Source organism: Botryobacter ruber (assembly GCF_003347595.2).
In the GTDB taxonomy this organism is placed as follows: Bacteria; Bacteroidota; Bacteroidia; order Cytophagales; family Hymenobacteraceae; genus Pontibacter; species Pontibacter ruber_A.
This window is the reverse complement of the sequence record NZ_QCZK02000024.1, coordinates 435731-451632: the sequence shown is the minus strand read 5'-3', so window position 1 is coordinate 451632 and position 15902 is coordinate 435731. Positions and strand designations below refer to the sequence as shown.

8 protein-coding genes are annotated in these 15902 nt (G+C 48.9%); 6 read left to right on the top strand and 2 right to left on the bottom strand.

All coding sequences use genetic code 11. The features are described from left to right. The first annotated feature begins 185 nt into the window (after positions 1-185). The 5 genes from DCW36_RS07235 (at position 186) to DCW36_RS07215 (ending at position 11264) form a co-directional block, all read left to right on the top strand. Positions 186-1688, top strand: a complete 1503-nt coding sequence (locus tag DCW36_RS07235) for a glycine--tRNA ligase (protein WP_114777669.1) — start codon at positions 186-188, stop codon at positions 1686-1688. Positions 1689-2605: 917 nt separating this feature from the next. Further along, the gene (locus DCW36_RS07230; RefSeq protein ID WP_114777668.1) at positions 2606-4234 is read left to right on the top strand and encodes a mechanosensitive ion channel family protein; all 1629 of its coding nucleotides are present in this window, start codon (positions 2606-2608) and stop codon (positions 4232-4234) included. Positions 4235-4654: 420 nt separating this feature from the next. Continuing rightward, a complete protein-coding gene (locus tag DCW36_RS07225) occupies positions 4655-7156 on the top strand; it encodes an efflux RND transporter permease subunit (RefSeq protein WP_114777667.1) in 2502 nt (833 codons plus the stop codon). Beyond that, complete coding sequence (gene ileS / locus DCW36_RS07220) at positions 7143-10499, top strand: isoleucine--tRNA ligase (RefSeq protein WP_114777666.1); 3357 nt, start codon at positions 7143-7145, stop codon at positions 10497-10499. Before DCW36_RS07225 ends, ileS begins: the two co-directional genes overlap by 14 nt. A gap of 138 nt (positions 10500-10637) precedes the next feature. Then, positions 10638-11264 (top strand): lipoprotein signal peptidase, encoded by a 627-nt coding sequence (locus DCW36_RS07215; RefSeq protein ID WP_114777665.1) that lies wholly within the window; start codon positions 10638-10640, stop codon positions 11262-11264. A gap of 205 nt (positions 11265-11469) precedes the next feature. Here the strand turns inward: DCW36_RS07215 and DCW36_RS07210 are convergent, their stop codons facing one another. Then, positions 11470-12078 carry an HAD family hydrolase gene (locus DCW36_RS07210; protein ID WP_114777664.1) on the bottom strand — a complete coding sequence of 203 codons (609 nt, stop codon included), beginning with the start codon at positions 12076-12078 and terminating at the stop codon, positions 11470-11472. 140 nt (positions 12079-12218) lie between these two features. Next, positions 12219-13730 carry a S1C family serine protease gene (locus tag DCW36_RS07205; protein WP_164891052.1) on the bottom strand — a complete coding sequence of 504 codons (1512 nt, stop codon included), beginning with the start codon at positions 13728-13730 and terminating at the stop codon, positions 12219-12221. Between the two features lie 291 nt (positions 13731-14021). On the opposite strand from DCW36_RS07205, the gene DCW36_RS07200 reads away from it, so the two are divergent. Next, entirely contained in the window at positions 14022-15851 is a 1830-nt protein-coding gene (locus DCW36_RS07200; RefSeq protein ID WP_114777662.1) for an ABC transporter ATP-binding protein, read from the top strand. The last annotated feature ends 51 nt before the right edge of the window (positions 15852-15902 follow it).

Here is a 15902-nt window from a genome sequence, read left to right as displayed (position 1 = left end):
CACAGCCGGAGGGAAAAGCCAATGTTAAGAAATTGTTACCTCTTCCTGTTCCCTTACAAATATTGTCAGAAAATCAGTGGATTCTAAACATAAAAAGCTTTTGTTGTAAGCAACCGGCAAAGAAGAACCTAAAAACAGTAAATTACCTATGGCATAATACATTCCGAAATAATTATCTTTGCGATATGGCGACACAAGAGAAAACAACTGTAGAGAACACACAACTGAAAGATATTATTTCGCACGCGAAAGAGTATGGATTCGTTTTTCCGTCCAGCGAGGTGTACGATGGCTTACAGGCCGTTTACGACTATGGGCAGATGGGCGTGGAGTTGAAGAACAATATCAAGAACCTGTGGTGGAAAAGTATGACGCAGCTAAACCAGAACGTAGTGGGTATAGATGCGGCCATATTCATGCACCCGCTTACCTGGAAGGCTTCCGGGCACGTGGATAGCTTCAACGATCCGATGATCGATAACAAGGATTCCAAGAAACGTTACCGTGCCGATGTGCTGCTGGAGGAGAAGGCAGCGCAGTACGAAGCCGAAGGCCATTACGACAAAGCCAAAGAACTGCTTGTGGAAATGGGCCGCCTGCTGGGAGCCGAAGAACTGGATGCTGTCCGTGAACTCATCATCAAAGAAGGAATCAAATGCCCCATCTCCGGCACCTCCAACTGGACCGAAGTGCGCCAGTTCAACCTGATGTTTTCCACACAGGTAGGTTCCGTTGCCGACGAGTCGAGCACCATTTACCTGCGCCCCGAAACGGCCCAGGGTATTTTCGTAAACTTCCTGAACGTGCAGAAAACGGGTCGCATGAAAGTGCCTTTTGGTATTGCGCAGATTGGTAAAGCCTTCCGGAACGAGATCGTGGCCCGCCAGTTTATTTTCAGGATGCGGGAGTTTGAGCAGATGGAGATGCAGTTCTTTGTGCGCCCTGGCACTGAAGACGAGTGGTACAACAAGTGGAAAGAAACCCGCCGGAAATGGCACGAAGCACTGGGTATACCAACCGATAAGCTCCGTTACCACGACCACGAAAAGCTGGCGCACTATGCCAAAGCTGCTGTTGATATCGAGTACCAGTTCCCGTTCGGCTTTAAAGAAGTAGAAGGCATCCACTCCCGCAGCGACTTCGACCTGACGCAGCACCAGGAGCTAAGCAAAAAGAAAATCCAGTACTTCGACAACGACCTGAACGAAAATGGCAAACCGTATGGCAACTACGTACCTTATGTGGTAGAAACATCGGTAGGTGCCGACCGCCTGTTCCTGATGACGCTGTGCAATGCCTATACCGAAGAAGAGGTAACAGATGGCGAAGAAACCAAAAAGCGTACTTTCCTGAAACTGCATCCGGCTTTAGCTCCTGTAAAAGCTGCCATCTTCCCACTCGTGAAGAAAGGCGGCTTACCGGAAAAAGCAACCGAAATTTTCGATGCACTGAAGTACGACTTCAACCTGGTGTACGAAGAGCGCGATGCCATCGGTAAACGCTACACCCGCCAGGACCTGATCGGAACGCCGTTCTGTATAGCAGTAGATTACGAAACGCTGGAAAACGATACCGTTACCGTCCGCGACCGCGACACACGCGAGCAGGTACGTATGCCAATCAGCGAACTGAAAGCTTATATTGAGAAGGCTGTTAGCTTCAAAAACATTTTTGAGAAGCTGGCATAAGTAAACCTGTCAGAAAAGGAGAGGCAGTAGGATGTTAAGTCTTACTGCCTTTTTTATTTATCCTACTGGGTAAGAGAGGATGCGTAAAATAGCTGCTAATCCTGAATAAAATTAGTTGCTCCCACAGCAGCCTCACTTACCTCCTCCTGATTCATCATCTGCCGAAATAAGTCCTGGCATTTAAGTTAATATCAGCAGCAAAGGCTGTGGTGGCTGCTGCAGTAGATTGTCTGAACCAGAAGTAAACAGATTTAGGGATTTCACAGATTATAGCACATAGTATTTATTCGCTTCCATATAAATGTTTCTCCCACCTGTCATCCCGGAGGTTGAAAAACCCGAACTTGGTTCGGGGGATCGTGTGGGCTAGCTGCAGAAACATCTGCTAAAAGCAGAATCGTAATGTAAGATCCTTTTTACTATTTGGAATAAAGCCTTTCCTGAATCTAGATTGAAACAACTGTCAGCTCATTGCTACATGAATAATCTCTTGCGTTTAGTTGAATAGTTTAAATGTTATGTAAAATAAAGCAAAGAGTCTTTTGTGTATAATCGCAGTATTTAAGAGAGGGAAGAGTATGGAAAACAAAGGCCAGAAATCCGCTAATTACAGCTATAGAAAAGAAAAAAGGTAAAAAACTTAGAGATATAAACAGCAGTGCAAAAGGAATTATCCACAGATTAAAGCAAGAGCTATATAGGCTAGAGCAAGTGGAGAAAGCGAAAAATTGTTAGTAAAAGAAAATACACTACTTCATCTGCACAAAAATTAACTATCTGAAACAGCAAAAAGGTATAATAGCAACAGCTGTTTGATCCCACATTACCGCAATTAATTTTGCCGAAAACTGCAAAACTTTCTGTTCAGTAAGATGTTTTTTAGTAATTTCATCAATAAACCTATTGTTACCTGCTTCATGAAGTTAAAACTCCTGGTATGGATATTAGCTTATTTTACAACTACAGCTACGTTTGCTCAGACTGCTGATACCACGCGTGCTACTCCTGCTGGTGCTCCGGTCGTGCTTTACAACGACACGCTCTTCCTGCTCTATAACCCGGTTGGTTCTTTCACGAAAGAAGAACGTGCCGATGCGGTAAGCGCACGTATTCGGAAACTGGCCGACGACCGGTTTTTTAAAGCAGATTCGGTAAAGGTGGTGGAGCATGCATTGTCTACGGATGTGGTGTACGGCGACCTGGTACTGATGAGCGTTACAAAACCTGATGCCGAACTAGCAGAAAAGTCGCAAGAGGAACTGGCTAATATTTATAGTGCCAGGATAAAAGAAAGTGTGCTGGAGTCGGCGCAACAGCACAGCCTGGAAAGCATCCTGCTCGAGATTGGCTTGGCCATCATTGCGCTGCTCGTCTTCTATTTGCTGTTCAGGTATATAAACAAGCTGTTCCGGTACATCTTTGTAAAAATAAAACGCCAGCAGAACAAACGGCTGAAGGGGGTAAAGGTAAAAGACTACGAACTGCTCACGCCCAAGCGGGTGGTGTACATGGTGCTGGTGCTGGCAAAGTTTATAAGGGTGCTGGTGCTTTTTCTGCTGGTCTACTTCCTGCTGCCGGTGCTGTTCAGCATCTTCCCCTGGACCGAAGGCTACGCCGATACCCTGCTGCACTACATACTTACCCCGCTCCGTAAAATAGGCCTCGGCATTATCGGGTACATCCCCAACTTACTTGCCATCCTGGTAATTGTGGTGGTAACGCACTATGCTGTAAAACTGCTGCGCTTTTTAGCCGGTGAAATAGAGACAGGCAAACTGGAAGTCCCCGGCTTTTACAACGACTGGGCCAGGCCGACTTATAATATTGTCCGTTTTCTGCTGTATGCCTTTATGTTTGTAGTAATCTGGCCCTACCTGCCAGGTTCCGATTCCGATATCTTTAAAGGCGTTTCGGTGTTTTTAGGTATCCTGTTTTCACTTGGCTCTTCGTCGGCCATTGCCAACATGGTGGCAGGATTGGTAATTACCTACATGCGGTCGTTTAAGCTGGGCGACCGCATCAAGATAGGCGATATTTCCGGTGATGTGGTGGAAAAGACACTGTTGGTAACCCGGGTGCGCACCATCAAGAACGAAGACATCACCATTCCAAATGCCATGATTCTCAACAGCCACACGACCAACTACACCACCTGTTGTGAACAGCAGCGGGGAGTAGTTCTCCACACCACCGTGACTATTGGCTACGACGTGCCCTGGCCAAAAGTGCAGCAGGCGCTGATAGATGCCGCCCTTGCCACAGACCTGGTGTTGCAGGAGCCGTCGCCATTTGTTCTGCAAACCAGCCTCGACGATTTTTATGTAAGCTACCAGCTGAACGCCTATACTTATTCTGCTCAAAAAATGGCAGTCATTTACTCCGGCATTCACCAGAACATCCAGGACAAGTTTAACGAAGCAGGTATCGAAATTCTGTCGCCGCACTACCGCGCCCAACGCGACGGCAATGCCACTACCATTCCGGCAGATTACCTCCCGCAGGATTACCAGGCCCCGCCGTTCCGCGTGGAACAGGTGCAGCAGTAGTTGTCTCGATCTTTGATTTTTGTGATTGAATTGATCGGCTTGATTTGGTTCTGATGTTTTGGCTGCTTCCTAAAACAGCATTTTTAGCTTTGTTGCACCTGCCACCACAGCCTCTGCTGCTGTTCTATAATAGTTGAGAGATGCTGTTAGTAAGCGTTTCTGAGACTTGCCCACAAGATTCTTCCAGAATGACAGAATTTTAAAATAATTCAGCCTATTGAATCCTGAAAATTCTAAAATTCTGTAAATCCTGATTCAGACAAAATCAGATAAATCAATCTAATCACAAAAATCAAAGGTCAAGACAAACATCTTTCCTCACCTCAACCCGCAAACATTTCAGCCAATTAGCAATTAACACATCAGCACATTAAATAATTAGCACATTAATTCCGTACCTTTGCCGAATTGTAGCCGAGCATGTGGACTAGAATAGGAATCTTTATTATCAAAAACAGGCTTCGCCTGATTATTTTACTAGCTGTTCTTACGGCGTTTATGGCCTACCATGCCAAAGACGTGGAAATGTCCTACGACTTTGCCAACGTGGTATCGCAGGACGACCCGGACATGCAGTACTTCCGTCGCTTTAAACAAACGTTTGGTGAGGACGGAAACATACTGGTGGTGGGCATGCAGGACGACCGCGTGTACGAACTAAAAAATTTCCAGGAACTTCGGCAGCTAACCGAAGAGTTGGAGCAGGTAGAAGGGGTGAAGGCGGTAATTTCGCTCCCCAACCTGGTGCGCGTCGCCAAAGACACTGCCGAACGCAAGTTTGTAACAAAACAGGTTTTTGAACCTTTCCCCCAGACGCAGGAGCAGCTCGACTCGCTGCTGCAGGAGGTCCGGGACCTGCAATTCTACGACGGGCAAATCATTAATCCTAAAACAGGAGCCACGCTCTTAGCTGTTACCGTAGCACCCGAATACCTGAACTCGTCGCGCAGGGTAGAGGTGATGAACAACATTACGGGCTGGACCGAAAGCTTCTCGAAAAAAACAGGCATTAAACTGCACCACGCGGGCCTGCCCTTTGTGCGCGCCGTCATGACGACCAAGGTAGCTGCCGAAATGAAGCTCTTCCTGGTGCTGGCACTGCTGGTAACTGCCGTCAGTTTATTCCTGTTCTTCCGGTCGTTCTACGCGGTGCTTTTCCCTATCCTGGTTATCAGTGTGGTGGTGGTGTGGGTGCTGGGTTCCATTTCGTTGCTGGGCTACAAGATATCGCTGCTCACGGGCCTCATCCCGTCAATCATTGTGGTTATCGGCATTCCGAACTCTACCTACCTGCTGGCCCGCTACCACCTCGACTACCGCAAGCACGGAAACAAAATTCTGGCGCTCACGCGGGTGGTGAAGAAGATTGGCCTCGTGACACTTATCAACAATGCGACTACGGCCATCGGCTTTATCGTGTTTACCTTCACGCATATTGCCATCCTGTATGAGTTTGGTGTGATAGCAGGTATCAACATTTTTGTGACGTTCCTGATCAGCATGATTCTGATACCGGCGGTGTTTTCTTACCTGCCGGCACCAACGCCACGCCAGCTGCGCCACCTGGATGCGAAGCCGCTGAACAAATTATTAGAGTTCTTCGATTTTATCGTGCACCGCAAGCGCCACTTGGTCTATTTTTTCATGGCGCTGGTGCTGGCGCTGTCGTTCTGGGGCATTTATAAGGTGAAGACGGTCTCGTATATGGTCGACGACCTGCCGGCCGAGAGCAGCGTAAACGCCGACCTTGCCTTTTTCGAACAGCATTTCAACGGGGTAATGCCACTGGAGGTGATTATTGACACGGGTGTGAAGCAGGGGGTGATGCGACTGCCGAACCTGGCAAAAATTGAGCGGCTGGAGAATTTCCTGCGCACGCAGCCCATCCTGTCGGCGCCTATTTCGGTGGCCGGTCTGGTAAAAACAGCAACGCAGGCTTTTTACGAAGGCGACCCTTCCTCGTATCGACTGCCCGACAATACCGAACGCAATTTCATTTTTAGCTATCTTGCAAAACAGAACGAGGGGGCAAATCAGCGGTTGTTGCGCTCTTTTGTAGATAGTACAGGCCAACTGGCACGTATATCGTTGAAGGTGGCAGATGTAGGTTCACGGCAGCTCGACACGCTTATCCTGAAAAAGGTGAAGCCGGAGATCGAGAAGATATGGGGAGGTGAGGACGTACAGGTAGCAGAAGAAGGTAATACCACCACCTTCAGCCGCGAAGACAGCGACAACAAACAGGCAGTAACCTTGACAGGTACAACGCTGCTTTTCATCAAAGGCAACGAATACCTTATCAACAACCTGAAGACGAGCCTGCTGCTGGCCTTTGTGTTGGTATCTATCACCATTGCGCTGCTGTTTAAGTCGGTGCGTGTGGTGGTTATCTCGCTGATACCGAACATGGTACCGCTCATCATTGCAGGTGGCCTGATGGGACTTTTCAACATCCCGCTCAAGCCCAGCACGGCGCTGGTATTCAGTATTGCGCTGGGCATTGCCGTCGACGATTCGGTGCACTTCCTGGCTAAGTACAGGCACGAGTTGCTGGCCAATGGCTTCCAGGTAAGCAGGGCCATTACGACTACGATACAGGAAACGGGCACGAGTATGATATACACGTCCATGATTCTGTTCTTTGGATTTGTTATCTTCGCCTTTTCGGAGTTCGGGGGTACCAAAGCCTTGGGTTTGCTTATGTCTTTCAGCCTGCTGATTGCCATGTTAACAAACCTGATTATATTGCCTACCTTGCTGATGAGCTTCGACAGTGGCCGGTACGTGGTAGACGAGCCGGATGCGCTGATTGACGATTACGAAGAATACTATGAAGAGACAGCTGACGACGACGATGATATCGACCTGGAGCAGCTGCGCAAAGAGTTAGAACAAGACAAACCTGAAAATGGTAAAGTATAACGAGTATAAAAACCTGAATTACGCCAAACTGGGCGAAGAAATACTGGCTTTCTGGAAACAGAACGGCATTTTCGAAAAATCAGTAGCGACACGCGAAGGCAACAAACCCTTCGTGTTTTACGAAGGACCACCTTCTGCCAACGGTACACCTGGTATTCACCACGTGATGGCCCGTGCCGTGAAAGACATTTTCTGCCGCTACAAAACCCTGAAAGGTTACCAGGTAAACCGCAAGGGCGGCTGGGACACCCACGGCCTGCCGGTAGAGCTGCAGGTAGAAAAAGAGCTGGGTATCACCAAGGAAGATATCGGCAAGAAAATAACGGTAGAGGAATACAACCAGCGCTGCCGCGAAACGGTAATGCGTTTCAAAAACCAGTGGGACGACCTTACTGAGAAGATGGGCTACTGGGTAGACCTCGACAACCCGTACATCACCTTCGAGAACGACTACATCGAGTCGTGCTGGGCTTTGCTCAAGCGCCTCTATGATATGGGCTACTTGTACAAAGGCTACACCATTCAGCCGTACTCACCAGGTGCAGGTACCGGTCTCAGCTCACACGAACTGAACCAGCCAGGCTGCTACAAAATGGTAAAAGACACGACCATCGTGGCGCAGTTTGAAGTGAAGCGCATCACGCGCAACATGTTCCTGTTCGACAACGAGAACGAAAAAGTCTGCTTCCTCGCCTGGACGACTACCCCCTGGACGCTTCCTTCCAACACTGCGCTTGCTGTTGGCAAAGGCATCAAATATGTAAAGGTTAAAACCTACAACCCTTACACCTTCGAGCCGGTTTCTGTTATCCTGGCTAAAGACCTTGTAAGCCGCTACTTCAACCCCAAAGCTGCCGACCTGGATGTGGAAGCCTACAGCCCCGGCGACAGGCTGATTCCTTATAAGGTAGTGGAGGAATTTGAAGGCCGCGACCTCGAAGGCGTGGAGTTCCACCAGCTCATGCCGTACGTGCAGCCCGAGAAGCCTGCGTTCAGAGTGCTGATAGGCGACTTCGTAACGACAGAAGACGGTACCGGTATCGTACACATCGCGCCAACCTTCGGTTCAGACGACTTTAGAGTGGCAGCCCAGAATGATATCCCGGCACTGCTTGTGCAGGACGAGAACGGAAAACCGATGCCGCTGGTTGACAAGCAGGGCAGGTTCGTGCCGCAGGTAACCGACTTCGCCGGCCAGTATGTGAAAAACTACACAGGCGAAGACGAAACGCATGTAGAATATAAAACGACCGATGTTAAAATTGCTATCATGCTCAAAGAGCAGGGCAAGGCGTTTAAAGTAGAAAAATACGAGCACACCTACCCACACTGCTGGCGCACGGATAAGCCGGTGCTTTATTATCCGCTCGACAGCTGGTTCATCAAAACCACTGCCGTAAAAGAACGGATGATAGAGCTGAACAAAACCATCAACTGGAAACCTGAATCTACCGGTACCGGCCGTTTTGGCAACTGGCTCGAAAACCTGGTAGACTGGAACCTGTCACGCTCCCGCTACTGGGGTACCCCGCTGCCTATCTGGCGCACCGAAGACGGCGACGAAGAAATCTGCATCGGTTCTATTGAGCAACTGAACAAAGAGATAGCGAAAGCTGTGGATGCAGGTGTAATGGAAGCGGGCATAGAGCTGAACGACCTGCACCGCCCGTATGTGGACAACATCGTGCTGCTGAGCAAATCCGGGAAGCCAATGCACAGAGAACCAGACCTTATCGACGTTTGGTTCGACTCCGGCGCTATGCCTTATGCACAGTGGCACTACCCGCTCGAGAACAAGGAAATATTCGAGAAAAACTTTCCGGCCGATTATATTGCCGAAGGTGTAGACCAAACCCGCGGCTGGTTCTTTACACTGCACGCGCTTGCCGTGATGCTCGAAGACAGCGTGGCTTACAAAAACGTAATCGCCAACGGACTGGTACTCGACAAGAACGGCAACAAGATGAGCAAGCGCCTCGGCAACGCCATCGACCCGTTCGAGATGATAGGCCAGTACGGTCCCGATGCCGTGCGCTGGTACATGATTGCCAACGCACCGCCTTGGGACAACCTGAAATTCAACCCGGAAGGGGTGGTGGAGACGCAACGCCGTTTCTTCGGCACGCTGCAGAACACTTACTCGTTCTTCGCGCTCTACGCCAACCTCGACAACTTCACGTTCGAAGGCGACGAGATTCCACTTAAGCGCAGAACCGAAAGCGACCGCTGGATCATCTCCAAACTGAACACGCTGGTGCAGGACGTAGACAGCAACCTCGCCGACTACGACCCAACCCGTGCCGCCCGCGCCATCCAGGATTTCGTGGTAGACGACCTGAGCAACTGGTACGTGCGCCTGAACCGCAAACGCTTCTGGAAAGGCGAGTACAACGAAGACAAAGTAGCCGCTTACCAAACGCTTTATACCTGTCTCGAAACCATTGCCAAGCTGGCTTCGCCTATCGCACCATTCTACACCGAGCAGCTGTTCCGCGACCTCAACAGCGTGAGCGGCCGTAACAGCGTAGAGTCTGTGCATTTGGCTGATTACCCTGAAGTAGCCGAAGGCGCTATCGATAAAGACCTGGAAGAACGCATGCAACTGGCGCAGACGGTATCGTCGCTGGTGCACTCGCTGCGTAAAAAGCACATGATAAAAGTGCGTCAGCCCTTGCAGCGCATTCTCATCCCGGTGCTCAACGAGAAAACAAAAGAGCAGGTACAGGCGGTAGAAGACCTCATCATGAGCGAAGTGAACGTGAAAACCATCGAGTACATCGATGATACGTCCGGCATCCTGGTGAAGAAAATCAAGCCGAACTTTAAAAAGCTGGGCCAGGTGTTCGGTCCGAAGATGAAACTCGTAGCTGCTGCAGTTCAGAAGATGGGCCAGGAAGACATTGCTACCCTGGAGCGCGAAGGCGGTTTCAACATCCAGCTGGCTGAAGACGATACAGCCGTACTGACGCCAGAAGATGTGGAAATCACCTCGGAAGACATCCCGGGTTGGCTCGTGGCAAGCGAAGGAAGGCTGACGGTGGCGCTGGACATCACCATCACCGAAGAGCTGAAGCAGGAAGGCATTGCCCGCGACCTCGTAAACCGCATCCAGAACCTGCGCAAAGACAGCAACCTGGAGGTGCAGGACAAGATAAATATTACCTTTGCCAAAGCAGCCCCTGAAGTAAACGCCGCAATAGAAAACTACCAGGACTACATCGCCACCGAAACGCAGGCGTTCAGCATCAGTTTTGCCGACGAGCTGCCAAATGGCACGCTCCTGGATATCGACGAGTACCAGGTGTACATCCTGATAGATGCAAAAGCAGGAGCTACAGCCTAGGTAGCTAAAGGAGCTAAGGCTGTGGTGGGTGGTGCAGAACAGTTTTAACGCATTTTTCTGAACCATACTACCCTTAGCAGAGTTGATAAACTTACAGCAGCGCATGCACCCGGTGCATGCGCTGCCTAATTTAACCATATGAAATACTGGAAATATTACCTGGTGAGCTTGCTTGTCATCCTGGTCGACCAGGCGGTAAAGCTTATCGTGCACTACAACATGGAAATGGGTTTGCCAGGCGAGATTAAGCTCATCGGCGATTGGCTGAAGCTGCACTACACCCTGAACCCGGGTATGGCCTTCGGGGTAGAACTGGGCTCCGACTACGGCAAACTCATCCTGACGCTGTTCCGGCTCGTGGCCATGTTTGGTATAGGCTATTACCTGTACTACCTGGTAAGGCACAAAGCTCCGAAAGGCCTTGTCTGGTGCATCGCCCTCATCCTCGGCGGCGCCATCGGCAACCTCATCGATAGCACCTTCTACGGCGTCTGGTTCGACAACGCCCCCTATGGCTCCTCCACGCCCTGGTTCCACGGACAGGTAATCGATATGTTCTACGTTGACATCTGGGAAGGCATCATTCCGCATTGGGTACCCATTTTCGGCGGCAGACCCATGTCGCTGTGGCCCATCTTCAACGTAGCAGATTCGGCCATTTTCATAGGCGTAGTGCTGATACTCCTCAACCAGAAGCGTTTCTTCGGCGAGCACCATCACCACCCAGAAAATCATACGCCAGCCGAGAGGCGGCAGGGTTTATAAACAAAAAGGGGCTGTTCCATGTGGAGCAGCCCCTTTTTTTATTTGCACAGACCTCGCAGCGTCTCCAAGACCTGCGAGCGTCTCCGGGATAGCTGATACTACAGGAAAGACATAAAAATTAGAACTGTTGAAGCGGAGAAATCTTCTTTGCTTTGTAGCGAGCAAGACGCTCGCAGGTCTGAAAGACGCTGCGAGGTCATACTATCTAAAACACCCCCCGCTCTACGAGCTTCTCCCTTAGCTCCTCAGGCGAAGTAAAATGAACAGAAGGAATGCCAATCTGTTCTGCAGCGTGTATATTACGGAGGTTATCATCGATAAACACCGCTTCTTTTGGCTTTACCTGGTAGCGGTCGAGGAGCAGCTGGTAAAAGCTCGGAAAAGGTTTGCGGTCTTTTTCTTCACCCGACATCACAATGCCATCGAACCACTGCAGGAACTCGTAGCGCTCCAGCATCAGCGGGAAAGTTTCATGCGACCAGTTGGTAAGCGCGTAGATTTTGTAAAGGCTGCTTTCCTTTAGCTCCCGGAAAATTTCGACAGTGCCTTCAATGGGGCCGCCAATCATTTCTATCCAGCGTTCGCTGTAGGCCCGGATGTTGGCTTCGTGCTCGGGGTATTGGGCCAGCAGGAGGTTGGTGGCTTCTTCCCAGGTGCGTCCAGCGTCTTGTTCCTCGTTCCATTCCGGGGTGCAGATGTTGGCGAGGAAGTAGTGCATATCCTCTTCGTTATCGAAAATCTTCTTGTACAGGTGGTGCGGGTGCCAGTCTATTAAAACAGCACCTAAATCGAAAATAATGGTATTGGTGGTCATCGTCGATGAAAATTTAAGTATTAAAGTTAACAGCTATGTTCTTCTGTCGCAAACAAGAACAAAAAGAGTGTAAAAACAAAAACGGCTGCCCAGGTGGAGCAGCCGCTTTTGTTACTGTTACTCTAAAAAATTACAGCATGCTATTCATAACTTAGTGCCAGGAACTGGGTAACCTTATATGCTGGTATACAAAAAGCGATTCCTTCTACACCAAAGCCGGTAACTTTTGAATTTACAATCCCGATCAGTTTACCATTTTTGTCTATCAACGCACCGCCGCTGTTACCAGGGTTAATGCTCACATCGGTCTGTATCCATTCAGACTCTTTATCATTCCTGATGCCAGAAATAATGCCTTTTGACAAAGTCTGACCAAGTTCGATAGACTTAGGTGTTCCGATTGCAAAAACATCCATTCCTGGAGTATAATCAGACACGTCGGGTAAATCAAAAGAAGAGGTGAGTTCTTTATCTACTTTAAGTAGCGCTAAATCAGCAAATTCGTTTACTCGTACAACATTGCAGGTAAGTTTTTCGCCCCCTTTTAATATTACCTTCAGGTTGTCCTTTTGGTTAGCTATTACATGAAAGTTAGTTAAAATATAGCCTTCGTTGTTTATCACAATGCCACTGCCATGCCCGTCTTTGCTTGCAATGGTTACGGTAGCATTTTGCGCATCGGCTATTGTTTTCACCAGCGAGGATACGTTACTTTTTTTAATGGCAAGCGGCTGGTAAGCAGGCTTTTCTTTTACTTCTTCATTTAAAAGCGTCTGCACTTCTTTTGCTTTCAGTACCTCAAAAAAAGATGCCGTGATAGCGTCTTCAAGAATGTTAACAACAAAGTCCTGTGGCTCCTCATAAAAGTCCGGGCTGAATTCACCTGATTTTGATGTGATTGTTTTTTGATACTTTTTCTGACCGTATACATCGTAAAAGGTCCAGTCGATAGTTGCCTCTCCTATAGAATAGCTTTGGGCTCTTTTTCTTTTATAATTGAACAGGTCCACAAACTGAAGGTTCTTTACCTCAGCACTCATATACAGCGTGTTAGTCCTGTTTCGTAAGATAGATCGTGTAGTGTCGGTGTAACCGTATTTGGTTAGCACATCTGTTAGGGCGTCCGAAAAAATGGTGTTGTCTAACTTAATGTCGCTTTTGCCTTTGGTAGAAGAAGTTTCTTTCTTCCCTTTGTAGTAGTCTTCGTGATTTCTGTAGCTCTTAAAAACCAGATCTTCCTTGCCTACATTAAAGGAGGTGCTCTCAAGGTAAATAAATTTGTTGTTCTCCTTTCTGGCAATAATGTTAGAAGCAGGCTTTATATTGATATCATCCTTTTTGTAATTGAAGCTTTTAGCCCCCATATCTAAATATGGTATCATGAGAGAGAAAATACCATAAGTCGGCACAACAAACACAGAGCCTAACGGAAGCCACGACAGGATGTAAAGCGGCGATCTTTTTGACTGAAGGGCCACTTTATACTCAGGCTTGTAACCTTCCTGCTCTACCCTAAGCTGTTGTACTTTAAAGTTCCTTTCCAGCTTAACAGGAACAACCTTGCCCTGTCCGGCAAAGTCCTTATTAACATAAACCTTGGCCGAAGTGTTACTGGTAGTGATATTCAGCTTCTGGTATTTTGAATTTAACATAGATGCACAACCGGAAAACAGCAGCATTGGCACCAGGAACATACTTGGAATTAGTAGATTTTTTTTCATTTATGAAGTATAAAAAGATTATTTCAGCTACTGAATCAAGTTTTATTTCTTCCTTTCGGAGCGGAGATAGGTAGGGGCAACTAAATGTATATTAGCGAGTACTATACGGTTGCAAATATAAATAATTTTATTACAAGCTAAACAGATTTATTTAATTAAAATAACATTTTTTCTCTATTTTGTAAACCCTTATTTTTACCAGAAGCATAACCTGTACAACTTTTGGCTACACCTGCTCCCATTCTCCAGGTCCGGAACCTGGAAACGGTTTTTTCCACACACCGCGGCACCACCAAGGCCGTGGACAGGGTATCGTTTGAGATATACCCGGGCGAGACGGTGGCGATCGTAGGAGAGTCGGGTTCTGGCAAGTCGGTAACGTCGCTGTCGGTGATGCGGCTGATCAATACCCCGCCGGGAAAGATAGCAGGCGGAACGGCTATCTTCCAGTCGGAGCGGCTGGGGCAGGTGGATTTGTTTCAACTCTCGGAGAAGCAGATGCAGCAGGTGCGTGGCAATGAAATTTCCATGATTTTCCAGGAGCCGATGTCGTCGCTGAATCCGGTGTATACCTGTGGAAAACAGGTGGCGGAGGTGTTACTGCTGCACACGGATTTATCCGAAAAAGAGGCCAAGGAACGCACCATTGTCCTTTTTGAGAAGGCAAGGCTGCCGCGACCGGAGAAGATTTACGATGCTTATCCACACGAAATATCCGGGGGGCAGAAGCAGCGTGTAATGATAGCCATGGCCATGGCCTGCGAGCCTTCTTTGTTAATTGCTGACGAACCCACCACTGCCTTAGATGTTACGGTGCAGGCGCGCATGTTGGAATTGATTGACGAGCTGCGGGTAAAAGAAAACACCGCCGTGCTGTTCATCACCCACGACCTGGGCGTAGTAGCCGAGATAGCCGACCGCATCCTGGTGATGTACAAAGGCAAGCTGGTAGAGCAGGGGAGGGTGCTCGATATCTTCACCAATCCGCAGCACCCCTACACGAAAGGCCTGCTGGCCTGCCGCCCTAAACTAACGGCCAAGCCGCAGTCTATTCTGCCTACAGTATCGGATTTTATGGAGGAAACGCCGGACGGAAGGATTGTGGAAAAGAAACCGCAGGTATATGAGCCGTCGCTGGTGGATGTAGTAAACGAATATGTAGGCACTGTTACGAGTATTAAGCAGCAGCAGGAAAACCGGCAGAAGCCACCTCTGCTACAGGTAAAAAACCTGAAGGTGTACTTCCCCATCAAAAAAGGCTTCTTTTCCCGCACCACCGATTACGTGAAGGCGGTAGACGGTGTGAGCTTCGATGTGTACCCGGGCGAAACCATCGGCCTTGTTGGCGAGTCGGGTTGTGGCAAAACCACGCTTGGCCGCACACTCCTGCGCCTTGTGGAGCCGACTTCCGGCAACATCATCTTCGACGGGCGCGACATTGCCCAACTGAGTTCAGAAGAAATGCGAAAAGGCCGCCGCCACTTCCAGATGATTTTCCAGGACCCGTACGCCTCGCTCAACCCGATGCATACCGTTGGCGATGCCATTATAGAGCCGATGCGTGTGCATAAGCTCTATGCCAACGAAAAAGAACGCCGTGGAAAAGCGATGGAACTGCTTGAGAAGGTGGGACTTCTACCGGAACACTTTCAGCGTTATCCACACGAGTTTTCGGGCGGTCAGCGGCAGCGAATCTGTATTGCAAGGGCACTGGCACTGCAGCCGAAGTGCATCATCTGCGACGAATCGGTATCGGCCCTGGATGTGTCGGTGCAGGCGCAGGTGCTTAATTTGCTCAACAAGCTAAAGCAGGAGTTCCGGATGACCTACATCTTCATTACCCACGACCTCTCCGTTGCCAAATACATGTCGGACCGGATACTGGTCATGAGCAAAGGGCAGATCGTGGAGAGCGGTACGCCCGAACAGATGTACCGCAACCCGCAGCAGGAGTATACCCGCACCCTCATCAGCGCCATCCCGAAAGGCGAGCCCGAAGACATTATGGCCGCGCAGCAGAAGCGGGAGGCGATGCGGGCAGGAATGGTATGAATTCAAATACAAATGAAATAAGATTCTTTAATATTAAATTTCTCATGCATT